13 protein-coding genes are annotated in these 16437 nt (G+C 68.2%); 6 read left to right on the top strand and 7 right to left on the bottom strand.

Annotated elements, in window-relative coordinates:
• Positions 1-41: 41 nt before the first annotated feature.
• Positions 42-1352, top strand: a complete 1311-nt coding sequence (brxD, locus tag ACIRB4_RS28420; protein WP_403295156.1) for a BREX system ATP-binding protein BrxD — start codon at positions 42-44, stop codon at positions 1350-1352.
• A 53-nt stretch (positions 1353-1405) separates the two neighbouring features.
• Positions 1406-3565 carry a DEAD/DEAH box helicase gene (locus tag ACIRB4_RS28415; protein ID WP_403295079.1) on the top strand — a complete coding sequence of 720 codons (2160 nt, stop codon included), beginning with the start codon at positions 1406-1408 and terminating at the stop codon, positions 3563-3565.
• 162 nt (positions 3566-3727) lie between these two features.
• Here ACIRB4_RS28415 and ACIRB4_RS28410 read toward each other — a convergent pair whose 3' ends face one another.
• On the bottom strand, positions 3728-4198 hold the full coding sequence (locus ACIRB4_RS28410; protein ID WP_403295078.1) for an NUDIX domain-containing protein: 471 nt from the start codon (positions 4196-4198) through the stop codon (positions 3728-3730).
• A gap of 235 nt (positions 4199-4433) precedes the next feature.
• On the opposite strand from ACIRB4_RS28410, the gene ACIRB4_RS28405 reads away from it, so the two are divergent.
• Positions 4434-5654 (top strand): damage-control phosphatase ARMT1 family protein, encoded by a 1221-nt coding sequence (locus ACIRB4_RS28405; RefSeq protein ID WP_403295154.1) that lies wholly within the window; start codon positions 4434-4436, stop codon positions 5652-5654.
• 320 nt (positions 5655-5974) lie between these two features.
• Here the strand turns inward: ACIRB4_RS28405 and ACIRB4_RS28400 are convergent, their stop codons facing one another.
• A complete protein-coding gene (locus tag ACIRB4_RS28400; protein WP_403295076.1) occupies positions 5975-7864 on the bottom strand; it encodes a glycoside hydrolase family 15 protein in 1890 nt (629 codons plus the stop codon).
• Positions 7861-8058 carry a DUF5999 family protein gene (locus ACIRB4_RS28395; RefSeq protein ID WP_403295075.1) on the bottom strand — a complete coding sequence of 66 codons (198 nt, stop codon included), beginning with the start codon at positions 8056-8058 and terminating at the stop codon, positions 7861-7863. Before ACIRB4_RS28395 ends, ACIRB4_RS28400 begins: the two co-directional genes overlap by 4 nt.
• 733 nt (positions 8059-8791) lie before the next feature.
• Here ACIRB4_RS28395 and ACIRB4_RS28390 point away from each other — a divergent pair.
• From ACIRB4_RS28390 to ACIRB4_RS28380, 3 genes are all read left to right on the top strand, one after another.
• On the top strand, positions 8792-9802 hold the full coding sequence (locus ACIRB4_RS28390) for an XRE family transcriptional regulator (protein WP_403295073.1): 1011 nt from the start codon (positions 8792-8794) through the stop codon (positions 9800-9802).
• Positions 9803-11048: 1246 nt separating this feature from the next.
• Positions 11049-11255 carry a helix-turn-helix domain-containing protein gene (locus ACIRB4_RS28385; protein WP_403295072.1) on the top strand — a complete coding sequence of 69 codons (207 nt, stop codon included), beginning with the start codon at positions 11049-11051 and terminating at the stop codon, positions 11253-11255.
• Positions 11256-11347: 92 nt separating this feature from the next.
• Complete coding sequence (locus ACIRB4_RS28380; RefSeq protein ID WP_403295070.1) at positions 11348-12409, top strand: tyrosine-type recombinase/integrase; 1062 nt, start codon at positions 11348-11350, stop codon at positions 12407-12409.
• A gap of 91 nt (positions 12410-12500) precedes the next feature.
• On the opposite strand, the gene ACIRB4_RS28375 is transcribed toward ACIRB4_RS28380, so the two are convergent.
• From ACIRB4_RS28375 to ACIRB4_RS28360, 4 genes are read right to left on the bottom strand one after another with little or no spacing between them, the layout of a single operon-like run.
• Complete coding sequence (locus ACIRB4_RS28375) at positions 12501-13295, bottom strand: phosphotransferase family protein (RefSeq protein ID WP_403295068.1); 795 nt, start codon at positions 13293-13295, stop codon at positions 12501-12503.
• A 4-nt stretch (positions 13296-13299) separates the two neighbouring features.
• A complete protein-coding gene (locus ACIRB4_RS28370; protein WP_391822792.1) occupies positions 13300-13779 on the bottom strand; it encodes an NUDIX domain-containing protein in 480 nt (159 codons plus the stop codon).
• A 43-nt stretch (positions 13780-13822) separates the two neighbouring features.
• On the bottom strand, positions 13823-15421 hold the full coding sequence (locus ACIRB4_RS28365; protein ID WP_403295067.1) for a hypothetical protein: 1599 nt from the start codon (positions 15419-15421) through the stop codon (positions 13823-13825).
• Entirely contained in the window at positions 15418-16434 is a 1017-nt protein-coding gene (locus ACIRB4_RS28360) for a glycosyltransferase family 4 protein (RefSeq protein WP_403295065.1), read from the bottom strand. The genes ACIRB4_RS28365 and ACIRB4_RS28360 overlap by 4 nt, the downstream gene beginning before the upstream one ends.
• Between the last annotated feature and the right edge of the window lie 3 nt (positions 16435-16437).

Raw genomic sequence — 16437 nt, 5'->3', positions numbered from 1 at the left:
TGAACGCGTTTGGATCTTCAGCATCAGGGGCCGCCACCCCGATCGGCGTCGTGCGACGGCGCGCCGTGGTGGATGCGCTGCGGCGCGGCGCTGTCCCCGAAAGCGGCCTCGACCTGCTCGCGACCGGCCTGGGCCGCTTCGAAGGGGCAATCGACGAGGAACTGGACGCCGTCGCCGGCGGCGGCTCGGTGTTCAAGGCCGTGCGTGGCGAGTACGGATCCGGCAAGACCTTCTTCACCCGCTGGCTCGGCGAACGCGCCAAACGACGCACCTTCGCCGTGGCCGAAGTGCAGGTGTCGGAGACCGAGACCCCGCTGCACAAGCTGGAGACCGTCTACCGGCGACTCACCGAACGCCTGACCACCGTGAGCTTCCCGCCGAGCGCCCTGCGGCCGGTCGTCGACGCGTGGTTCTACGCGCTGGAGGAGGATGCACTCGCCGACGGCGCGAGCGAGAACGAACTGCCGCAGGCCGTGGAGAGGCTGCTCACCGCCCGCCTCGCCGAGGTCTCCCGGCACGCACCCGCGTTCGCCACCGCCCTGCGTGGATACAAGCAGTCTCTGGACGCCGGAGACGAGGCCACCGCCGCCGCGGTCATGGCCTGGCTCGGTGGCCAACCGCACGTCGCCGCAGCCGCCAGGCGCAGCGCAGGCGTCCGCGGCGACCTTGACCACTTCGGTGCCTTCGGCTTCTTGCAGGGCCTGCTCACCGTGCTCCGGGACGCTGGGCACGCCGGACTCGTTCTCGTGCTGGACGAGGTGGAGACCCTCCAGCGGGTTCGTTCCGACGCACGCGACAAGGCACTCAACGCACTGCGGCAGCTCATCGACGAGGTTCACTCCGGCCGTTTCCCTGGCCTCTACCTCGTCATCACAGGAACGCCCGCCTTCTACGACGGACAACAGGGCGTACAGCGACTCGCACCACTCGCCCAGCGCCTCGCCACCGACTTCACCACCGACCCCCGCTTCGACAACCCACGGGCCGTCCAGATCCGGCTGCCCGGATTCACCGAGCAGTCACTGACCGGCCTGGGCGCCACCATCCGCGACCTGTACGCGGACGGCTCCCAGTCCCCGGACCGGATCAAGCAGCTTGCCGACGACGCGTACCTCACCGACCTGGCACGGGCCGTGGGAGGTGCTCTTGGCGGAAGGGTCGGAGTAGCACCCCGGCTGTACCTGAAGAAACTGGTCGGGGACGTGTTGGACCGGATCGACCAGTTCCCCGACTTCGACCCGCGCACGCACTACAAGCTCACGGTCTCCAGCGGCGACCTCACCGCCACCGAACGGAATTTCGCCGCGCCCACGCCAGCCGCCTCCGCGGACGATCTCGACCTCGAGCTCTGAAGAGCCATTCCTCGAAGCCCCGACCTCTGACGACCAGCGTAGGAGCCATAGACGTGCAGGATCAGCCGCGCGCCACCGACCCGGTGGAACGCCTCGACCCGGTAGTCCTGCACCACATCGTCAACACACTCGGGTGGCCGGATCTGCGCCCCCTGCAGAAGGAGGCCGTACACCCTCTGATGGACGGCGAGGACGCGATCCTGCTCGCGCCGACCGCCGGAGGGAAGACGGAGGCAGCCACCTTCCCGATGCTGTCCGCAATGCGGGAGAAGCACTGGACCGGCACCTCCGTCCTCTACCTTGCACCGCTCAAGGCACTCCTGAACAACCTGGTGCACCGGGTCGACAGCTACGCCCAGTGGCTGGGCCGCCGAGCCGCGCTCTGGCATGGCGACACCCCGGAGTCCGTGCGCCGCCGCATCCGCACAGAGTCCCCCGACTTCCTGCTGACGACGCCCGAGTCCCTCGAAGCGATGCTCATCAGCGTCAAGACCGACCACACGCACATGCTGGGCCGCGTACGCGCCGTCGTCGTCGACGAGGTGCACGCCTTCGCGGGGGACGACCGCGGCTGGCACCTGCTCGCCGTACTCGAACGCCTGGAGCGACTGACCGGCCAACGGATCCAACGCATCGGCCTCTCCGCCACCGTCGGCAACCCCGACACCCTGCTCACCTGGCTCCAGGGCGCCAGTCCCGCCGACCGCCCCGGCCGAGTCGTCGCCCCCGGAGTGACCCTGCCCGCCAGCGGGACCGCATCGGCCGGCGCCGAAAATCTCCCGCGCTCCGCTGGAGAGGTGGAACTCGACTACGTCGGATCTCTCGCCAACGCTGCCAAAGTGATCTCCGCCCTGCACAAGGGCGAAAAACGGCTCGTCTTCTGTGACTCGCGCAAGCAGGTGGAAGAGCTCGGCGCGGCACTACGGGCGCGCGACGTCACCGTGTTCCTCTCCCATGCCTCCCTCTCCGCTGACGAACGTGCTCGCTCCGAGCAGGCATTCGCCGAAGCACGCGACTGTGTCATCGTCTCCACCTCAACCCTCGAACTCGGCATCGACGTGGGCGACCTCGACCGCGTGATCCAGATCGACTCACCCAGCACGGTGGCCTCTTTCCTGCAACGCATCGGCCGTACCGGACGCCGTGCCGGAACCTCCCGTAACTGCCTGTTTCTCGCCACCCGGCCCGACGCCCTCCTCCAAGCCGCTGGCCTCCTCACCCTGTGGACCCGAGGTTGGGTTGAACCCGTCACCCCGCCCCCCTCGCCGCGCCATCTCGTCGCGCAACAACTCCTCGCTGTCACCCTGCAGGAACACCGCCTCGGCGACCGCCTATGGCCCGAACAATGGAACGGTTTGGCTCCCTTCGACCGCTCCGCTGGCCCTCTCTTGTCCCACCTCGTCGAAGGCGGCTTCCTCGACAGCGACGGCGGCATGCTGTTCATTGGCACCGAAGCCGAGAAACACTTCGGCCGACGCCACTTCATGGAGCTGACCGCTTCCTTCACGGCACCGCCTGAGTTCACTGTGCTTGCCGGACGCAAGGAGATCGGGACCACCGACCCCACCGTCCTCACCGAGGAACGCCCAGGCCCGCGACGCCTGCTCCTGGCCGGCCGCAGCTGGCAGGTCACCTTTATTGACTGGGCTCGACGTCGCGCCTTCGTCGAACCCGTCGAAAACGGGGGCATCGCCAAATGGCAGGGAAGCGAAGCCCGCGGTCTCTCCTACGCCCTCACCCGCGCCATGCGCGACGTCCTCCTCGGCACCGACCCCGACGTGCGCCTCACGCGCCGCGCCACCGCTACCCTCGCCGAACTCCGCATGGACCGCGCACCCCACGAAGTGCACCCTGCAGGCACCCTCCTCGTCCGCGACGCAGACGCCACCCGCTGGTGGACTTGGGCCGGCTACCGCGCCAACGCCACTCTCACAGCTTCCCTCGGAAACCTTGCTGACCCCGTTCAGCGCCCCACAGACACCCACGTTCGCCTGCGCCAGGACCTCAGTTCGAAGGACTGGAAGGTCGCCCGCTCCGAATTGGCCGAGTCCCTCACCCTGCCCACCGTTGATCCGCGTGCCGTCCGCGGCCTCAAGTTCTCCGCTGCACTTCCACCCCGACTCGCCTCCGCCACGCTCGCTGAACGTCTAGCCGACTTTGACGGCGCGCTTGGCATCGCCCGTGAGCCTGTACGAGTGGAATGGGGCAGCTGAACACCCCGGCGTTTGCGTCGCTGCGGTTAGCAACTGACCGAAGGAGCAGTCCGCACGCCACCCCCTCCGCGATCGAGCAGTCTGCGACAGCTCTGCGTGGGGTGTCTTGCTCTCGCTGCCAGGGCCGTTGAAGCTGGCGAAGGTCAAGGTCTCCGCCATCCCTCACGCCTCCTCATGGATCGGGGAGTCGACGACGGAGACGATGGCCTCCGTGTTCGTGGCGATGAACTCGGCCAGCTCGGGCGGCATCAGGTTCAGCTCGCGCACGGCCTCGGCGGTGAACGGTACCCGGACCACCTCGTACGTGCCCCGCTCTGGCTTGGCGAACTCCGTCCCCGTACGTGCGGCCAGGACCATCGACGTCAGGCGCGCGGCGAAGATGTGCTGGACGGCAATGCCGTCATCCAACTGGTCGGTGATCAGGTGGACGAGCTCGGCGCGCTCCAGCTTGCCGCCCAGCTCCTCGAACACCTCCCGATGCAGGGCTGCCTCGATGGTCGCGTCGTCCTGTTCCACCCCGCCGCCGACCGACACCCAGTACGGCTCTCTGTCCGGCTTGGTGCGCTTGATCAGGACCAGCTCGTCGCCGTCAAGGAGGATGACGCGGGCGTTGCGCTTGACGATGTTGATCATGCCTTTGGGTCCTTCTGATCGTGGCTAGGAGAGAACGGACGAAGGCTCGTCTGGTGGCGGTGAGCATCTCCCAGGGTAGGGGGACCCAGCACGGTGCAGGCCGAAGGCGGGGGCCGTCCACCGAGTGCTGCACCAGTGCCACACCACTGCCGAACGTGGCCGACTAGGCTGGACCTTTCGGCATGCCGTTCTCGGAGGAACCTCCATGGCGAGCGAGACCAAGCGGGAGTGGACCATGACAGAAAGGAGCTCTCGCAACTCGGGCGAGAAGGCCGTTCCCGGCCCAGCCCCGGCCAGCGCGCCGGTCATCCTGAGCAACGAGCCCGGCTCGTTCGCTTGGGGAGTGTTGGCCAATCGCCACCCCGCCCTGATCCAGCAGGTACGAGATACGTTCCCGTACGGCAGCCGACAGCATGAAGGGCTCGACGCACTGCTGGACGAGATCACCGACGGTGTCGTCCGACCGCTCGCTCCCGCGGACCACGACCACGAGCGCTGGGCGGCCTGGGGACGGGAGCACTTCGGGCGCTCGTGGTACGACGCCCCGTTCCTGTGGGCGGAGAGCTACTTCTACCGCAGGCTCCTCGGCGCGGTCGGGTACTTCGGTACCGGCCCTTGGCAAGGAGTCGATCCCTTCGCACCGTTCAAACAGGCCGAACTGCGAGGCGACGCGGTGGACGAGGAGCTGCGCGCCCTCGACGCGCTCGCCGGCGCACCGGCAGAGGAGCGGGCCACGGCCCTCCTGCACGCCTCGCTCTGGGGCAACCGCGCAGACCTCGGCTTCCGCATCACGGCGGGGAAGCCGACAGTGACCGACACCGCGGTCGCGGCCCTGGTCGCCGACCACAGCGCCGCCCTGTGGCAGCTCCTGCCCGCCGGCACCTCGGCCACCGTCGCCGTGGTGGCCGACAACGCGGGACGCGAGCTGATTCCCGACCTCGTCCTCATCGACCACCTTCTCGCACACGGGCACGCCGAGCGAGTCGTGCTGCACGTCAAGCCCTCCCCGTACTACGTCTCCGACGCGATGACCGCGGACGTGGTCGACTGCCTCCGCCGTCTCATCGAGGCGTCCGGCGAAGCGGGCCGGATCGGCGGCCGACTCTGGAAGGCCATGGCCACGGGAAGCCTGGAGGTCCGCACCCACCCGTTCTTCTGCGCTCCGCTGCCGTACGAGGAGATGCCCGAGGACCTGCGGAAGGAGTTCGGGGAGGCCGCGCTCACGATCCTGAAGGGCGATCTCAACTACCGGCGCCTGGTGGGGGACAGGCTGTGGTACCCGACCGTGCCGTTCGCCGGGCGCACGGCCCACTTCCCGGGGGCCGTCGCGGCGCTCCGGACTCTGAAGTCCGACGTCATTGTCGGCTTGGAGCAGGGAACCCTGGACACCCTCCAACGGTCTGGGGCCGCCTGGCGTACGAGCGGCAGTCACGCGCTGATCCAAGTGCGGTCTTAGATGAGATGTCGATGGAATCGGTGCTCATGCCGCCGCCCCGGGGCCTACGGGGCCGACCCAGCGGGCCGTGAAGTCGGATGCTGTCGTGGCGTTGGCCGTCGTCGTCAACGACTGCTCTTCGGCAGAAGCCATGTCCGGTACCGTCGCCGCTGCTTCAAAATCACGGGAGTCGTTGGACTCCTCAGCGATCACACAGCCGACCAGCGTCAGACCGATCAAGTTCGCCCCGATCAGGACGAGGCCGGAGGTTCGGCCCTGCGGGGCCCGGTGTCGACCCCGGGTCTGGCTCAGCCCACCCGCCGGTAACGAAGAAGAAGCACTCACCGCCCGATCACCCCCGCAGCGATCCGGCGCCCCTGAGAGGCGCGGGCGGTTGCGACGGCCCGAATCGCCTGAATGACAGCGATGTGGGAGAACCCCTGCGGGAAGTTGCCCAGCTGGCGCTGGTGCTGGACGTCCCACTCCTCGGCGAGCAGGCCGAGGTCGCTACGGATTCGGAGCAGACTCTCCAGGTGGATCTCGGCTTCGTCGAGGCGACCGATGGCGCAAAGCGCCACGATCAACCACCCCGAGCCGATGAGGAAGGCGCCCTCATCGCCGGCCAGGCCGTCGACGCCCGGCATTTCGCCCCCGGTGCGGTAGCGCAGCAGGAACCCGCCCGTCGTGGACAGCTCCTGCTGGATCGCCTCCACCGTGCCGATGACCCGCTTGTCGTCCGGCGGCAGGAACCCGGTCGTCACGACCTGCAATAGGGACACGTCCAGCTCCGTCGAGCCGTACGACTGCGTGAAGGTGTTGCGTTCCTCGTCGTATCCGCGCTCGCACACCTGCTGGTGGATCGCATCGCGCAGCTCACGCCACCTCTGCAGTGGCCCGTCGGCACGGTCGTCCTCGATGAGTCTGACCGCACGGTCGACCGCGTACCAGGCCATTACCTTGGAGTGCACGAAGTGCCGACGCGGACCACGAACCTCCCAGATTCCCTCGTCCGGCTGCTCCCAGAGGTTCTCCAGGCACGCGACGAGGTCCGTGATGATCGGGGCTACGACAGGAGCCAGCTCCGGATCGTGCTCCTGGGCCGCGTACAGGGCGCCGATGATCTCGCCGTACACGTCGAGCTGCAGCTGCTTCGCGGCTCCGTTCCCGATACGGACCGGGGTGGAGTCCTCGAAGCCAGGCAGCCAGCCGAGTTCGGCCTCGGTCAGCTCTCGGCTGCCATCGACCCGGTAGATGGCCTGCAGGTTCTCGGGCCGGCAGCCGATGGCTGTTCGCAGCCAGCCGATCCAGGCCCGGGCCTCCTCCGAGTAGCCGCATCGGAGAAGGGCTTCGACCGTCATGGCGGAGTCACGAGGCCAGCAGTAGCGGTAGTCCCAGTTGCGCTCGCCGCCGATTTCCTCGGGCAGCGAGGTGGTCGGAGCAGCCACGAATCCGCCGGTCGGTCCGTACTGGAGCGCCTTCAACGTGATGAGAGAGCGCTCGACCGCCTCCCAGTGGGGGCCGGAGTACGTGGACTTGGCCGTCCAGTCCGCCCAGAAGTCCTCGGTCTGCTTCAGCAGCCCTTCCGGTGCGGGAAGCGGTGGCGGCTCGTCGCCTCCCGGCTGCCATGCGAGCGCGAAGGACAGTTGCTCGTCCTTTGCGACGCTGAACTCCGAGATCAGGTCGCCGCCAGACGCGCGGGTGGGGGCGTCGGTGTCGAGCCATAGGCGGCCGTCGCCCAGGCCGACGTTCGCCCGGCGGCCGGCGATGTCGAGCCGCGGAACAGCCCGGCCGTAACCGGGACGGGCCCGAAGTACGGACCGCATCGGGACCCGGCCGCTGACGCCCTTGACGATCCGGACCAGCTGCGTCACGTCGTCATTTTCGGTGAAGGTCATGAAGTCGAGAAGCTGGACGGTGCCGGAGGGAGTGATCCAGGTGGACTCCAGGATCAGCGTGCCGTCGAGATAGCGCCGCCCGTCGGCGGCGGGCGCGGTGCCGTGCGGCCCGGCGGGCCCGATGCGCCACATGCCGTGGTTCTCGCTGCCCACCAGCGCGGTGAACGCGGCTGCGGAGTCGAAGCGCGGCAGACACATCCAGTCGATGCTGCCGTCGCGGTCGACCAGCGCACCGGTGCGCCCGTTGCCCACGAGGCCGTGGTCCTCGATCCGGCCCGCCCGCCGCGGACGGTGGGTGCTCTCCGCAGGGGTACGCGGGGAAGGGAGGAGCTTCACGCTGCCACCGCCGTCGGCAGGGCACGGTGCGGGGCGACGATCTGGCCGTCCGGGAGCAGTTCGCCGGTGTCGTCGAAGAGTAGGACGCCGTTGCACAGGAGGCTCCACCCCTGCTCGGGGTGATGAGCCGAAAGACGGGCCGCTTCGCGATCTGCGGAGTTGGCGCTTGGGCACGGGGGTTGGTGCTGACACATGCTGGGTCCTTGTGGTTACGGCAGGAGACGGGAGCGGTAGACGAGGAAGTCAGCGGCTTCGGCCGTGGCCAGCTCCCAGGGGCGAGCGCAAGCAGAGGCTGCGGAGCGCTCGGAGGCCGGGAGGAGTAGGAGAGCCAGCCGCGACTGGGGCACGGCGTGTTCTGAGTTCGAGCTGGATCGTCGCCCGCGCTGCCTCGACATCGAGTGCCAGGTCCGTGAGAAATCGCCCGGTCTTCCGAGTCGTCACTGAGTGCACCCCCAATCCTGGATGGCGGTGCCGCCGGCCCCTGTATGGAGCGGGGCAGCGGCACCCGCGGGCTCACGGGCCGGACCGTCAGGTGTCGTGGCCAGCGAGCGGCTTGTGTTCTCTCGGAGCTCCGCGGAGGGCAAGAGTTGTCCCCTTGGACCAGGAGCGGCAACCGTGACGGTTGACGTAAACCTGACGTGGTCGCCAGACAGTTCGCGCATTTCTGGGATCCGGCCCGAGGGAGTCACGTTTTCTTGACGCGGATCGGACAACGTGTCACTACGCTTGTGGCCGAGTTCGAAGGGAATCGACTTCATGCGACGTGGTCCTGAGTCTCACGGTCCGTCTTGCGCAAAGCGGTTACGTGTTGACGGCGTTGAGCGCGGCCGCTCACACAGCGAGATCGCCCGCGCGATTCATTCGCACTGCTCCGTCTCTCACTTGCGAGCTCAGCGCCTGGCCAGGGGGCTCACCCTCGCCGAGGCAGTGGGTCAGATCCAGGAGTTCGTCGCTGGCGTGGACAAGGCTCCTCGGATCACCGTGGAACAGTTGCGACTCTGGGAGACGGGAGGACATCACCCAGTTCGCCACACCGTGCTTGTCCTCGCCTCCTTCTACGGCTGCTCGCCTGATGAGCTGGGGTTGGACGAGACGGCAGTGGTCGCCGGAGTCGTCCTTCGGACACACGGGCGCCCTACCGAGGCCGTATCGCTATCTGCCGTTGGTGAGCGGATCCCGACGGCTGCCGACCCCCTCTCACACAGGGTCGACGCAGTTCGTCGTGCGCTGGACCGCACCCTTGCATCCTCCACCGTTAACTCCAGCCAGCTTGACCACATCGACGAGATGGTCCTTTGGGCCAGCCAGGAGTACATCTCCACCCCACCGGCGGTGATGCTCAGTCGTCTCTTGGACCTGCTTGCCGAGGTCGAGGAACTGGCCGCATGCAGACAGCCGGCTGCCGTCCAAGTCCGGCTCTCTGAGCTGACAGCGATGCTCTCCACCCTGATGGCCGATGCGCTCATGAAGCTCGGTGACCTTCCGCGCTCGCGATCCTGGTACGCCACAGCGCGTACAGCCGCCGACGACAGCGGCAACTCCGAGCTTCGAGCGAGAGTCAGGGCCCAGGCCGCGATGCTGCCCTTCTACTACGGCCCGGGAGCCAACGCGGTGAACCTCTGCCGGGAGGCCAGGGTCATCAGCAGAGCGCGGACCAGCGTAAGCGCCACACACGCCTTTGCGGCAGCAGCAGAAGCCCGAGCCCTGGCCAAGCTGGGTGCCGTTGAGGAAGCCGAAGCCGCACTGCGTTACGCGGCGAAGGCGTTCGAGCAGTTCGGAGGGGATACGGCGGATGATGCCTTCGCGTTCCCGGAGCGTCGATTCCTGCTCTACAGGAGCGGGACACTGACTGCTCTCGGTTCACGGCCGCCTACGGGTGGGACATCACGAAATGCCCTAGCTATCCAGTCTTGCGGGATATTCGGGAGCTGCGCATGATCACCACTAATGCACGCAAGGTTAAGTACGCTCCCGCATCCTTGAGCGAGATCCATCGGCGGGTCGACGGGCTCAGAAGGCGGGATGGTCAGCTCCTCTGGAACATCCTTTAGCGTATCGAATGCACCCCTTTTCGCCGCGGTCTCCCTGAACGAGATCGTCATCCAGCGTTGGCTGTCCGATTCCGCGATGTGCGCGAAGATCAGCGAGATCGAGCGGGTAGCCAGCCATTCCCGCTGGCGTGCCCGAACGCGAGGTCGTCGGTGCGCATCTCGGCTGGGGGCCTCGGCAGTCAGCGCGGTGACGGGCATCGAGCGGGACGTCTGCTGTGACGCCTACGGCCGCGTCGTGACCGCCTGGGCCCATCCATGGCACCCCAGCGGACGTGCTGGCGAGTTCCCCAAACTGATCTGCCGTCCAGTCTTACGGGATTCGGCATTCGCCGACGGCAGACGAGAAAGTACATCGAAAGACTGGATCCCTCTCCGGGGATATGTCAACGTACAACACCCCGGAAGCACACGGCCAGCACATGGCCCACCGGGTGAAAGGTGAGGAGCCCCTCCTGTCGACGCGCTCACTCAGATCTGTGCGGCATACCGCTTCCGCCCTTTTCTCCCTAGGGGCGCTCAACGCTTGGACTGCGCACACCCAATCGGACTATGGGGCGGTCTCGTCAGGTATCTGCTTATGCGTATGCGCAGCTGGTCTATTTGGAGAAGGCTTGGTGCAGCGTGGCTATCGCCTTGATTGCTTGATTCTCGCCTATGTCGGTAGGAATCCAGGATCGGCGAGTCGAGACATCGCAGCTCAGGTCGGCGACGCGGATCGTGTTGTATCGGCGCGGCTCCAGTACCTCTGCGACGCGAAGCTGTTGGTCGAGGACCTCGAGACCACGGGGCGCGCGAGGGTGTACCGGTTGGCGTCATGAGGGGCAGCAGTCAGTGGTCAGCTCCTTGATTGCTGCGGGCGCAACATAGACCAGGATCGCCGGTTAGCCAAACCGGCGATCCTGGCCACCATTGAGGGTGTTCGCTTCTGGCTGCACTTGGCGGTGGAGCCGTCGCGAACAGAGGCCGGCCGCGCATCTGAGAGGAGAACAGGAGCGGCACTGGCCTGCGGCCTTCTGTAATGAAGAGCGCCAAGCGCCCTCCGTCGAGAGGCGGCAATTTCATTGCCCTCCTCGCAGGACGGCTGAACCGGCATTCCTGCCGCTCTTCCCGTTCCCGTTCTCAAGGACTCACCCATGCCTGCCCGTTTGCTGTCCGTACCCGCTGTCGCTGCGGCCTTGGACGTTGACCGACGAACCGTCTACCGCTTCATTGCGGCCGGGGAACTACCGATCGTCGACCTGCGCACCGGAGCCGGCCGCTCCCGCGTCCGTGTCCCCGCTGCGGGACTGGAGGAGTTCATTGCGAGCAGGTCGGTCGCTTCCCTGCGCACTCGTCGCTGACCACTTGCTGTCAGCCCGGCCATAACCGTCATCGATGAAGGAGTAGTACCGCGTACCTGCGCAAGCTGAAGTCCGGTAAATGGCAGGCCACCGTGCGGAACCGGGCAGGAGACCGGTTCAGCGAGTCATTCCCCCTCAAGGCCCAGGCGCGTGCCTGGGGTGTCGAATTGGAGACCCAGTTCGCTCGCGGAAGTGTTCGTGACCCGCGAGCCGGAGAAATAGCATTCCGAGAGTGGCACGACCGATGGTGGGGCGCCCGTGTGGTCGAGCCGCACACCCTGCGGGGCGACGCATCCAGCATCAACAACCACGTCATGCCCTATTGGGCGGACTGGGAGATGCGGGCCATCACCCGCATGGACATCCAGAGCTGGATCCGTGCCCTGATCGAGAAGGGCGCCGGCGCCGCAGCGATCAAGCGGGCCTACAACCTGACGTCCTCCATCATGCGTGCGGCTGTCGACGACGACGTGATTGCGGTGACCCCGTGCCGCAGTATCGACTTGCCTCGAGTCGCCGTAAAGCCGCCGCAGTGGTTCACGCTCGATCAGGCACAGAGCGTCCTGGACGAACTGCCCGCCGCGTGGCGGACGATGTGCCTGCTCGGGTTCTACACCGGGTTGCGTTGGGGCGAGCTGTCGGGCCTTCACCGGCATCGTATCGATCAGCGTCGCTCGCGACTTTTCGTGGTGGAGGTCAACACCAAGAGCGGTATCAAGGAGTACCCGAAGAGCTCCAAAAGCCGCCGGGAGGTTCCGCTGCCGCCCCACGTCCTGGAGGCGCTTGAACGGCACATCCATGGGCTCGACCGTGATGCCGTGGTGTTCACCACCATCACCAAGGGCCGGGCCGGACGGCTCCTCGACGACGGCAATTGGCGTCGGCAGATCTGGTGGCCAGCCGTCGAAGGAGCCTACTACTTCGACGGCGACGGCGAGCAGCAGCTCGTCCCGCACTACCCGCCGCACTCCATGCGTCATACCTGTGCCTCGTGGCTGGTCCAGAAGGGCGTCTCTCTCTACGAGGTCCAGCACCTCCTTGGCCACGAGAGCTTCCAGACCACACAGCGCTACGCACACCTGCAACCGGACGCGCACAAGGCGGTCCTCGGTGCCTGGGAGCGCCTGGACACTCCCTTGATCGTTGCCGCATGAACGACTTCCGGCCTGTTCCACGTGGACAGGGCGGAGGCGTTTGCCCGCTCATAGCGGCGATGACAGCGCGGGGCCTGCGACAGACCGTGGTTCACGAGGGAAAGAGTGGGTGCAGCTCTCGCCCCAGGCGAGCCCGACCGCGTTGCCGTACGACCGGATCGGTGCTGAGGGCTGCGTCGGCGAGCTGATGAATGCGCCAGTACACCTGGACTCTGCGGACGGCGTCCGGAGCGGGCTGGCGGGCGACCTGAAGCACATCGGTGGGGTTGGTCAGGTCGAGACGGACGGCGAGGCGGGCGAGGTCGGACAGCGGGTCGCCGAAGGCGGCGAGTTCCCAGTCCAGTAGCAGTGACCCGCCAGCCGCGGGCCTGACGAGGTGACCCGGCTGCAGGTCGTGGTGCAGCAGTCTGGGCTCGATGTCCAGGTTCGTCGTGTCGAGTTGGCGGCGGAGGGCCGCCGCGGCGGGCGCGAGGTCGGGTGCGGCAGTCGTGTACATATCGAGACGGCCGTGTAGGTAGCGGCGCCAGGTGCGGTACTGCCGGGCTCCGGCGAGCCGACCGGTATGGGGGCCCGTGATGCGATGGACGGCGGCGAGGGGGCCGACCAGCTCGTGAAGGAGCTGGCTGGCGGGGACGGGCTCAGCGTGGACCGCGGTCTGCGCGGTCCACGCCGGACTGCCCCCGGGACCGGACCCGAGGAGCTCGGGAGCCGGGGCACCGTGCATGGCGAGGAGGGCCAGAGCGGCAGCCTCGTTGGCGGCGCGGTTCGGGTCGCCGTAGTGCTTGAGTACATACGGCACTGGGCCGTCGACGTACCAGACGCGGTTGGCCTGTCCGGTCGTGATCTCTCGGGCACCGTCAGGGACCCTGCCGTCTATCGCCGCCACGGGTTCAGGCAACGTCGCCGAGATAGCCGGATGAGGGCTGGCCCGTGGCGAGGGCGGCGATCGGCTGCCGGAGGGCATGGGGCAGCAGGTTCAGACCGGGAACCTTCTCCAGTTCCACCCATTCCAGACCGGTCTGCACGTCATCTTCGGCGTGTCCGCCGAGGCGGCCGGGGTCGCCTTCGGGGGTGCAGTGGAAGATCGCTTCGATGCGGTGGGTGCCGGCCTCGGTGTCGGCGTGGTCATGGTTGGCGCCGATGTACTCGCGCAGCCACAGAAGCTTGTCCACGGTGACGGTCAGGCCGGTTTCCTCGTGGACCTCGCGGCGGGCGGTCTGGTTGAGGGGTTCGCCGGGGTTCTGGCCGCCGCCGGGCAGGAAGTAGCAGTCCTGGCCCTCCCAGTTGGCTCGTTGGAGCAGGACCTGACCATCGTGGACGACGACGGCTTTGGCGGAGGTGCGGATGGTGGGCGTGACAGGCTCGGCCACGAGTGGGCTCCAACTCTGCTTCGGTGGTGGGTAGGGAGGGTTGTCAGCGTTCAGTCTTGCCGAAACCGCGGTGGCGTCCGGCCGCCTTCGCGAAGATCAGCTGCCAGGGTCCGGCCAGTCGTACGAATGGCTGGAACGGGCTGGCTGCCACCAGCGATGCAAGGTGTGCCGGGGACGTCCGGGGCAGGGCGGCGAGACCGGGCGGTGGGATGACGGCCGCGTGCAGGGCCGGGGCGAGGGCCAGTAGCCGGGCGGTGGCCACGGGGCCGTGCAGCAGCACGCCGGCCGCCGCGACTGCCGTCCAGACGGGCCCGGCCCACCAGGCGGACAGGACGGCCGCCGCCGTCAGCGGGGCACCGAGCAGCCAGGCGGCCTCGTCCGCCCACTCCCGGACCACCAGGACCACCCTGGCTGGGCGGGAGAGGGCGGAGGGAAGGTGCGCGACGGCGGCAGCGTGGCGGTCCGGGCGGGCGGAGGCGGTGAAGGCCAGCGCGTGGAGGTTGGCCAGTCCGGAGGGTTCGGTGTAGGGCTCGTCGAGGACGGCGACGGTGGAAGCGGTGAGGTGGGCGCCGAGCAGGGACAGCCGGTGCCCGGTACCGAGGTCTTCCATCGGTTCGGGGAAGCCGCCGAGCGCTTGGACAGCAGGGAGATGGACGGCCATGCCGCAGCCCACCGCGTACACCATGGGCCGCAGCCACATCCGTACCGCCTCCGGCAGACGTGAGGCGGCCAGGAAGCGGTGGAGGCGGACGCGGGCGAGTTCGATGCCGAGGGAGCGCCGCAGCTGGTAGGCCCATTCCCCCTCCAGCAGCAGACCTACCGGGCCGACCGGAAAGGGGCGGCGGGCCAGCAGCGGCAGCCGCTGCTGCTGGATGAGGGCCGGGGCGTGCCGGGTGCGGGTCCGGTGCGCGGTGGCCTCGGTGGCGAACGCCTGAAGGGTGCGGCGGTCGGGGGCCGCGTCGGCGTCGTAGACCACTGCATACGTGTCGTCAGCGTGCTCGTCCTCCCTCCACCCGAGCGGGCCGATAACCCGCTCCAGGCGGTCGAGGGCGAAGTTGAGCTGTCCGGCCTTGCGTCCGCCGACATCGGGCTGGTGGAGGTGCACCAGCGGCAGCCCTCTGTCCGGCAGGCGGGCGGCGAGGGCCGTCACGATGTCGGCGGTGGTCGGCTCGGTGTCGAACAGTTCGGTCAGCACCTGTAGCCGGTCGGCTGGTCGCTCGGCGTTGACCGTCTCGGCAACCTTGCGACAGCGGTCGACCGGGAATAGGCCCCGCAATTGCCCTTCCTCCAGAGGGGCGTGAGCTGCCAGGGCCGCCAGCCGGTCGCGATGTCCGGCGCGTGCGGAGACTTCGCGTTCGGTGGTGATGACCACGACGGCGGCGCGGTCGCGCGGGTAGTCCAGTGCCCTGAACGCGGTCACCGTCTCCTCCGCGATGGTTTGCTCGCGCAGCATCGGCAGTAGCACCACCAGCCACGGCACCGTGTCCTTCCCCACCTGCGTCCCAGTGGGTGTGCTGCCGGCGGAGGCGAGGAGCCACTTCGCGCATACCTCGACCGCGATCAAGGCCCAAAGCGCGCGGGCCAGTAGCAGTGTCAGCAGGACGGGCACGGTGGCCTGCAGCCACATCTCGGCCGCGGTCACCGTGCTTCCTCCATCAGTTGGTAGACGCTGCGCATTTGGTCGGCGACGAGGGGCCAGGCGAACCGTTCCGCCCGTTCCCGGGCGGAGGCCCGCCTGGCGGCGTGCGCGGCGGTGCCAGTCTCGGTGAGGACTTTCTCCACCGCCTCCGTCGCAGCGACGATGTCGCCCGGCGGGGGGAGCTGGGCTGCCTCTCCCGTGTAGTGGCTGATGCCGCCGACGTCGGTGGCGACGACCGGCGCGCCGCAAGCCATCGCCTCCAGGAGCGCGTTGTTGGCGGTCGCGTCGAGTAGCGGCAGCAGCATCACGGCTGCCTGCCGGTACAGCGTGACCAGGGTCTGCTCGGCGACGCCTTCGAGCACGCGAGCGGCCGGGTGCCAGGCCCGGGTATGGGCCTGGCGGGTGACGACGACCAGCTCGACGCCGTCGCCATAGCGGCGGTGCAGCCGCTCGTGGACCGCGTCCAGGACGGTCCAGTCCCGCAGCCACCAGCCGACGGTCAGCACCAGCGGTCGGTCCGACGAGGGCGGTGCGGGCGCCGGAGTGAAGGCAGTGGTGTCGATCCCGTGGGGTATCAGGTGTACGCGGTCGGCGGGCACCAGGTCGGCGAAGAACGTCTGCTGGTGCGGGTCGAGGACGACGATGCGTTCGGCAGTCGGCGCGAGCTTTCGCCACGTGCGGGCCGGCAGGTGCTGCTGGAGGTGTGCGGGCGGCTGGTGATAGGTGACGGCGGTTGGGCCGAGGCGGCGGCGGGAGAACCAGTATTGCTCGTCCCCGTACAGCACGTGAGCGGCCGAGCGAGAGGCCAGCAGGTACAGGTCGGTGGCGCAGTGCTCGACCGGGTAGAAGGGCAGCGGGCAGCTTCGGGCGAGCAGGCGGTGTGCCTGACCGGCCGCCCTGGTGGCGAGCGGGCCGGCGGGTGGGGTGATGCGGCGGACTTCGGGGAGATGGTCGAGAAGGCGGTCGTAGCCGCCGTGGGCGGTGTGCCAGGGGACGCGTACGACGGAGGCGATCACGGT

The organism is Streptomyces sp. NPDC093600, assembly GCF_044764755.1.
Taxonomy (GTDB): domain Bacteria; phylum Actinomycetota; class Actinomycetes; order Streptomycetales; family Streptomycetaceae; genus Streptomyces.
Note: the sequence above shows the minus strand (reverse complement) of the source record. Positions and strands in the feature narration are given on the sequence as shown.

Coding starts and splice junctions, on each gene's coding strand:
- ACIRB4_RS28410 (WP_403295078.1), bottom strand. CDS start 4,198: ATGATCAACATCGTCAAGCGCAACGCCCGCGTCATCCTCCTTGACGGC.
- ACIRB4_RS28405 (WP_403295154.1), top strand. CDS start 4,434: ATGACAGAAAGGAGCTCTCGCAACTCGGGCGAGAAGGCCGTTCCCGGC.
- ACIRB4_RS28395 (WP_403295075.1), bottom strand. CDS start 8,058: ATGTGTCAGCACCAACCCCCGTGCCCAAGCGCCAACTCCGCAGATCGC.
- ACIRB4_RS28385 (WP_403295072.1), top strand. CDS start 11,049: ATGCCTGCCCGTTTGCTGTCCGTACCCGCTGTCGCTGCGGCCTTGGAC.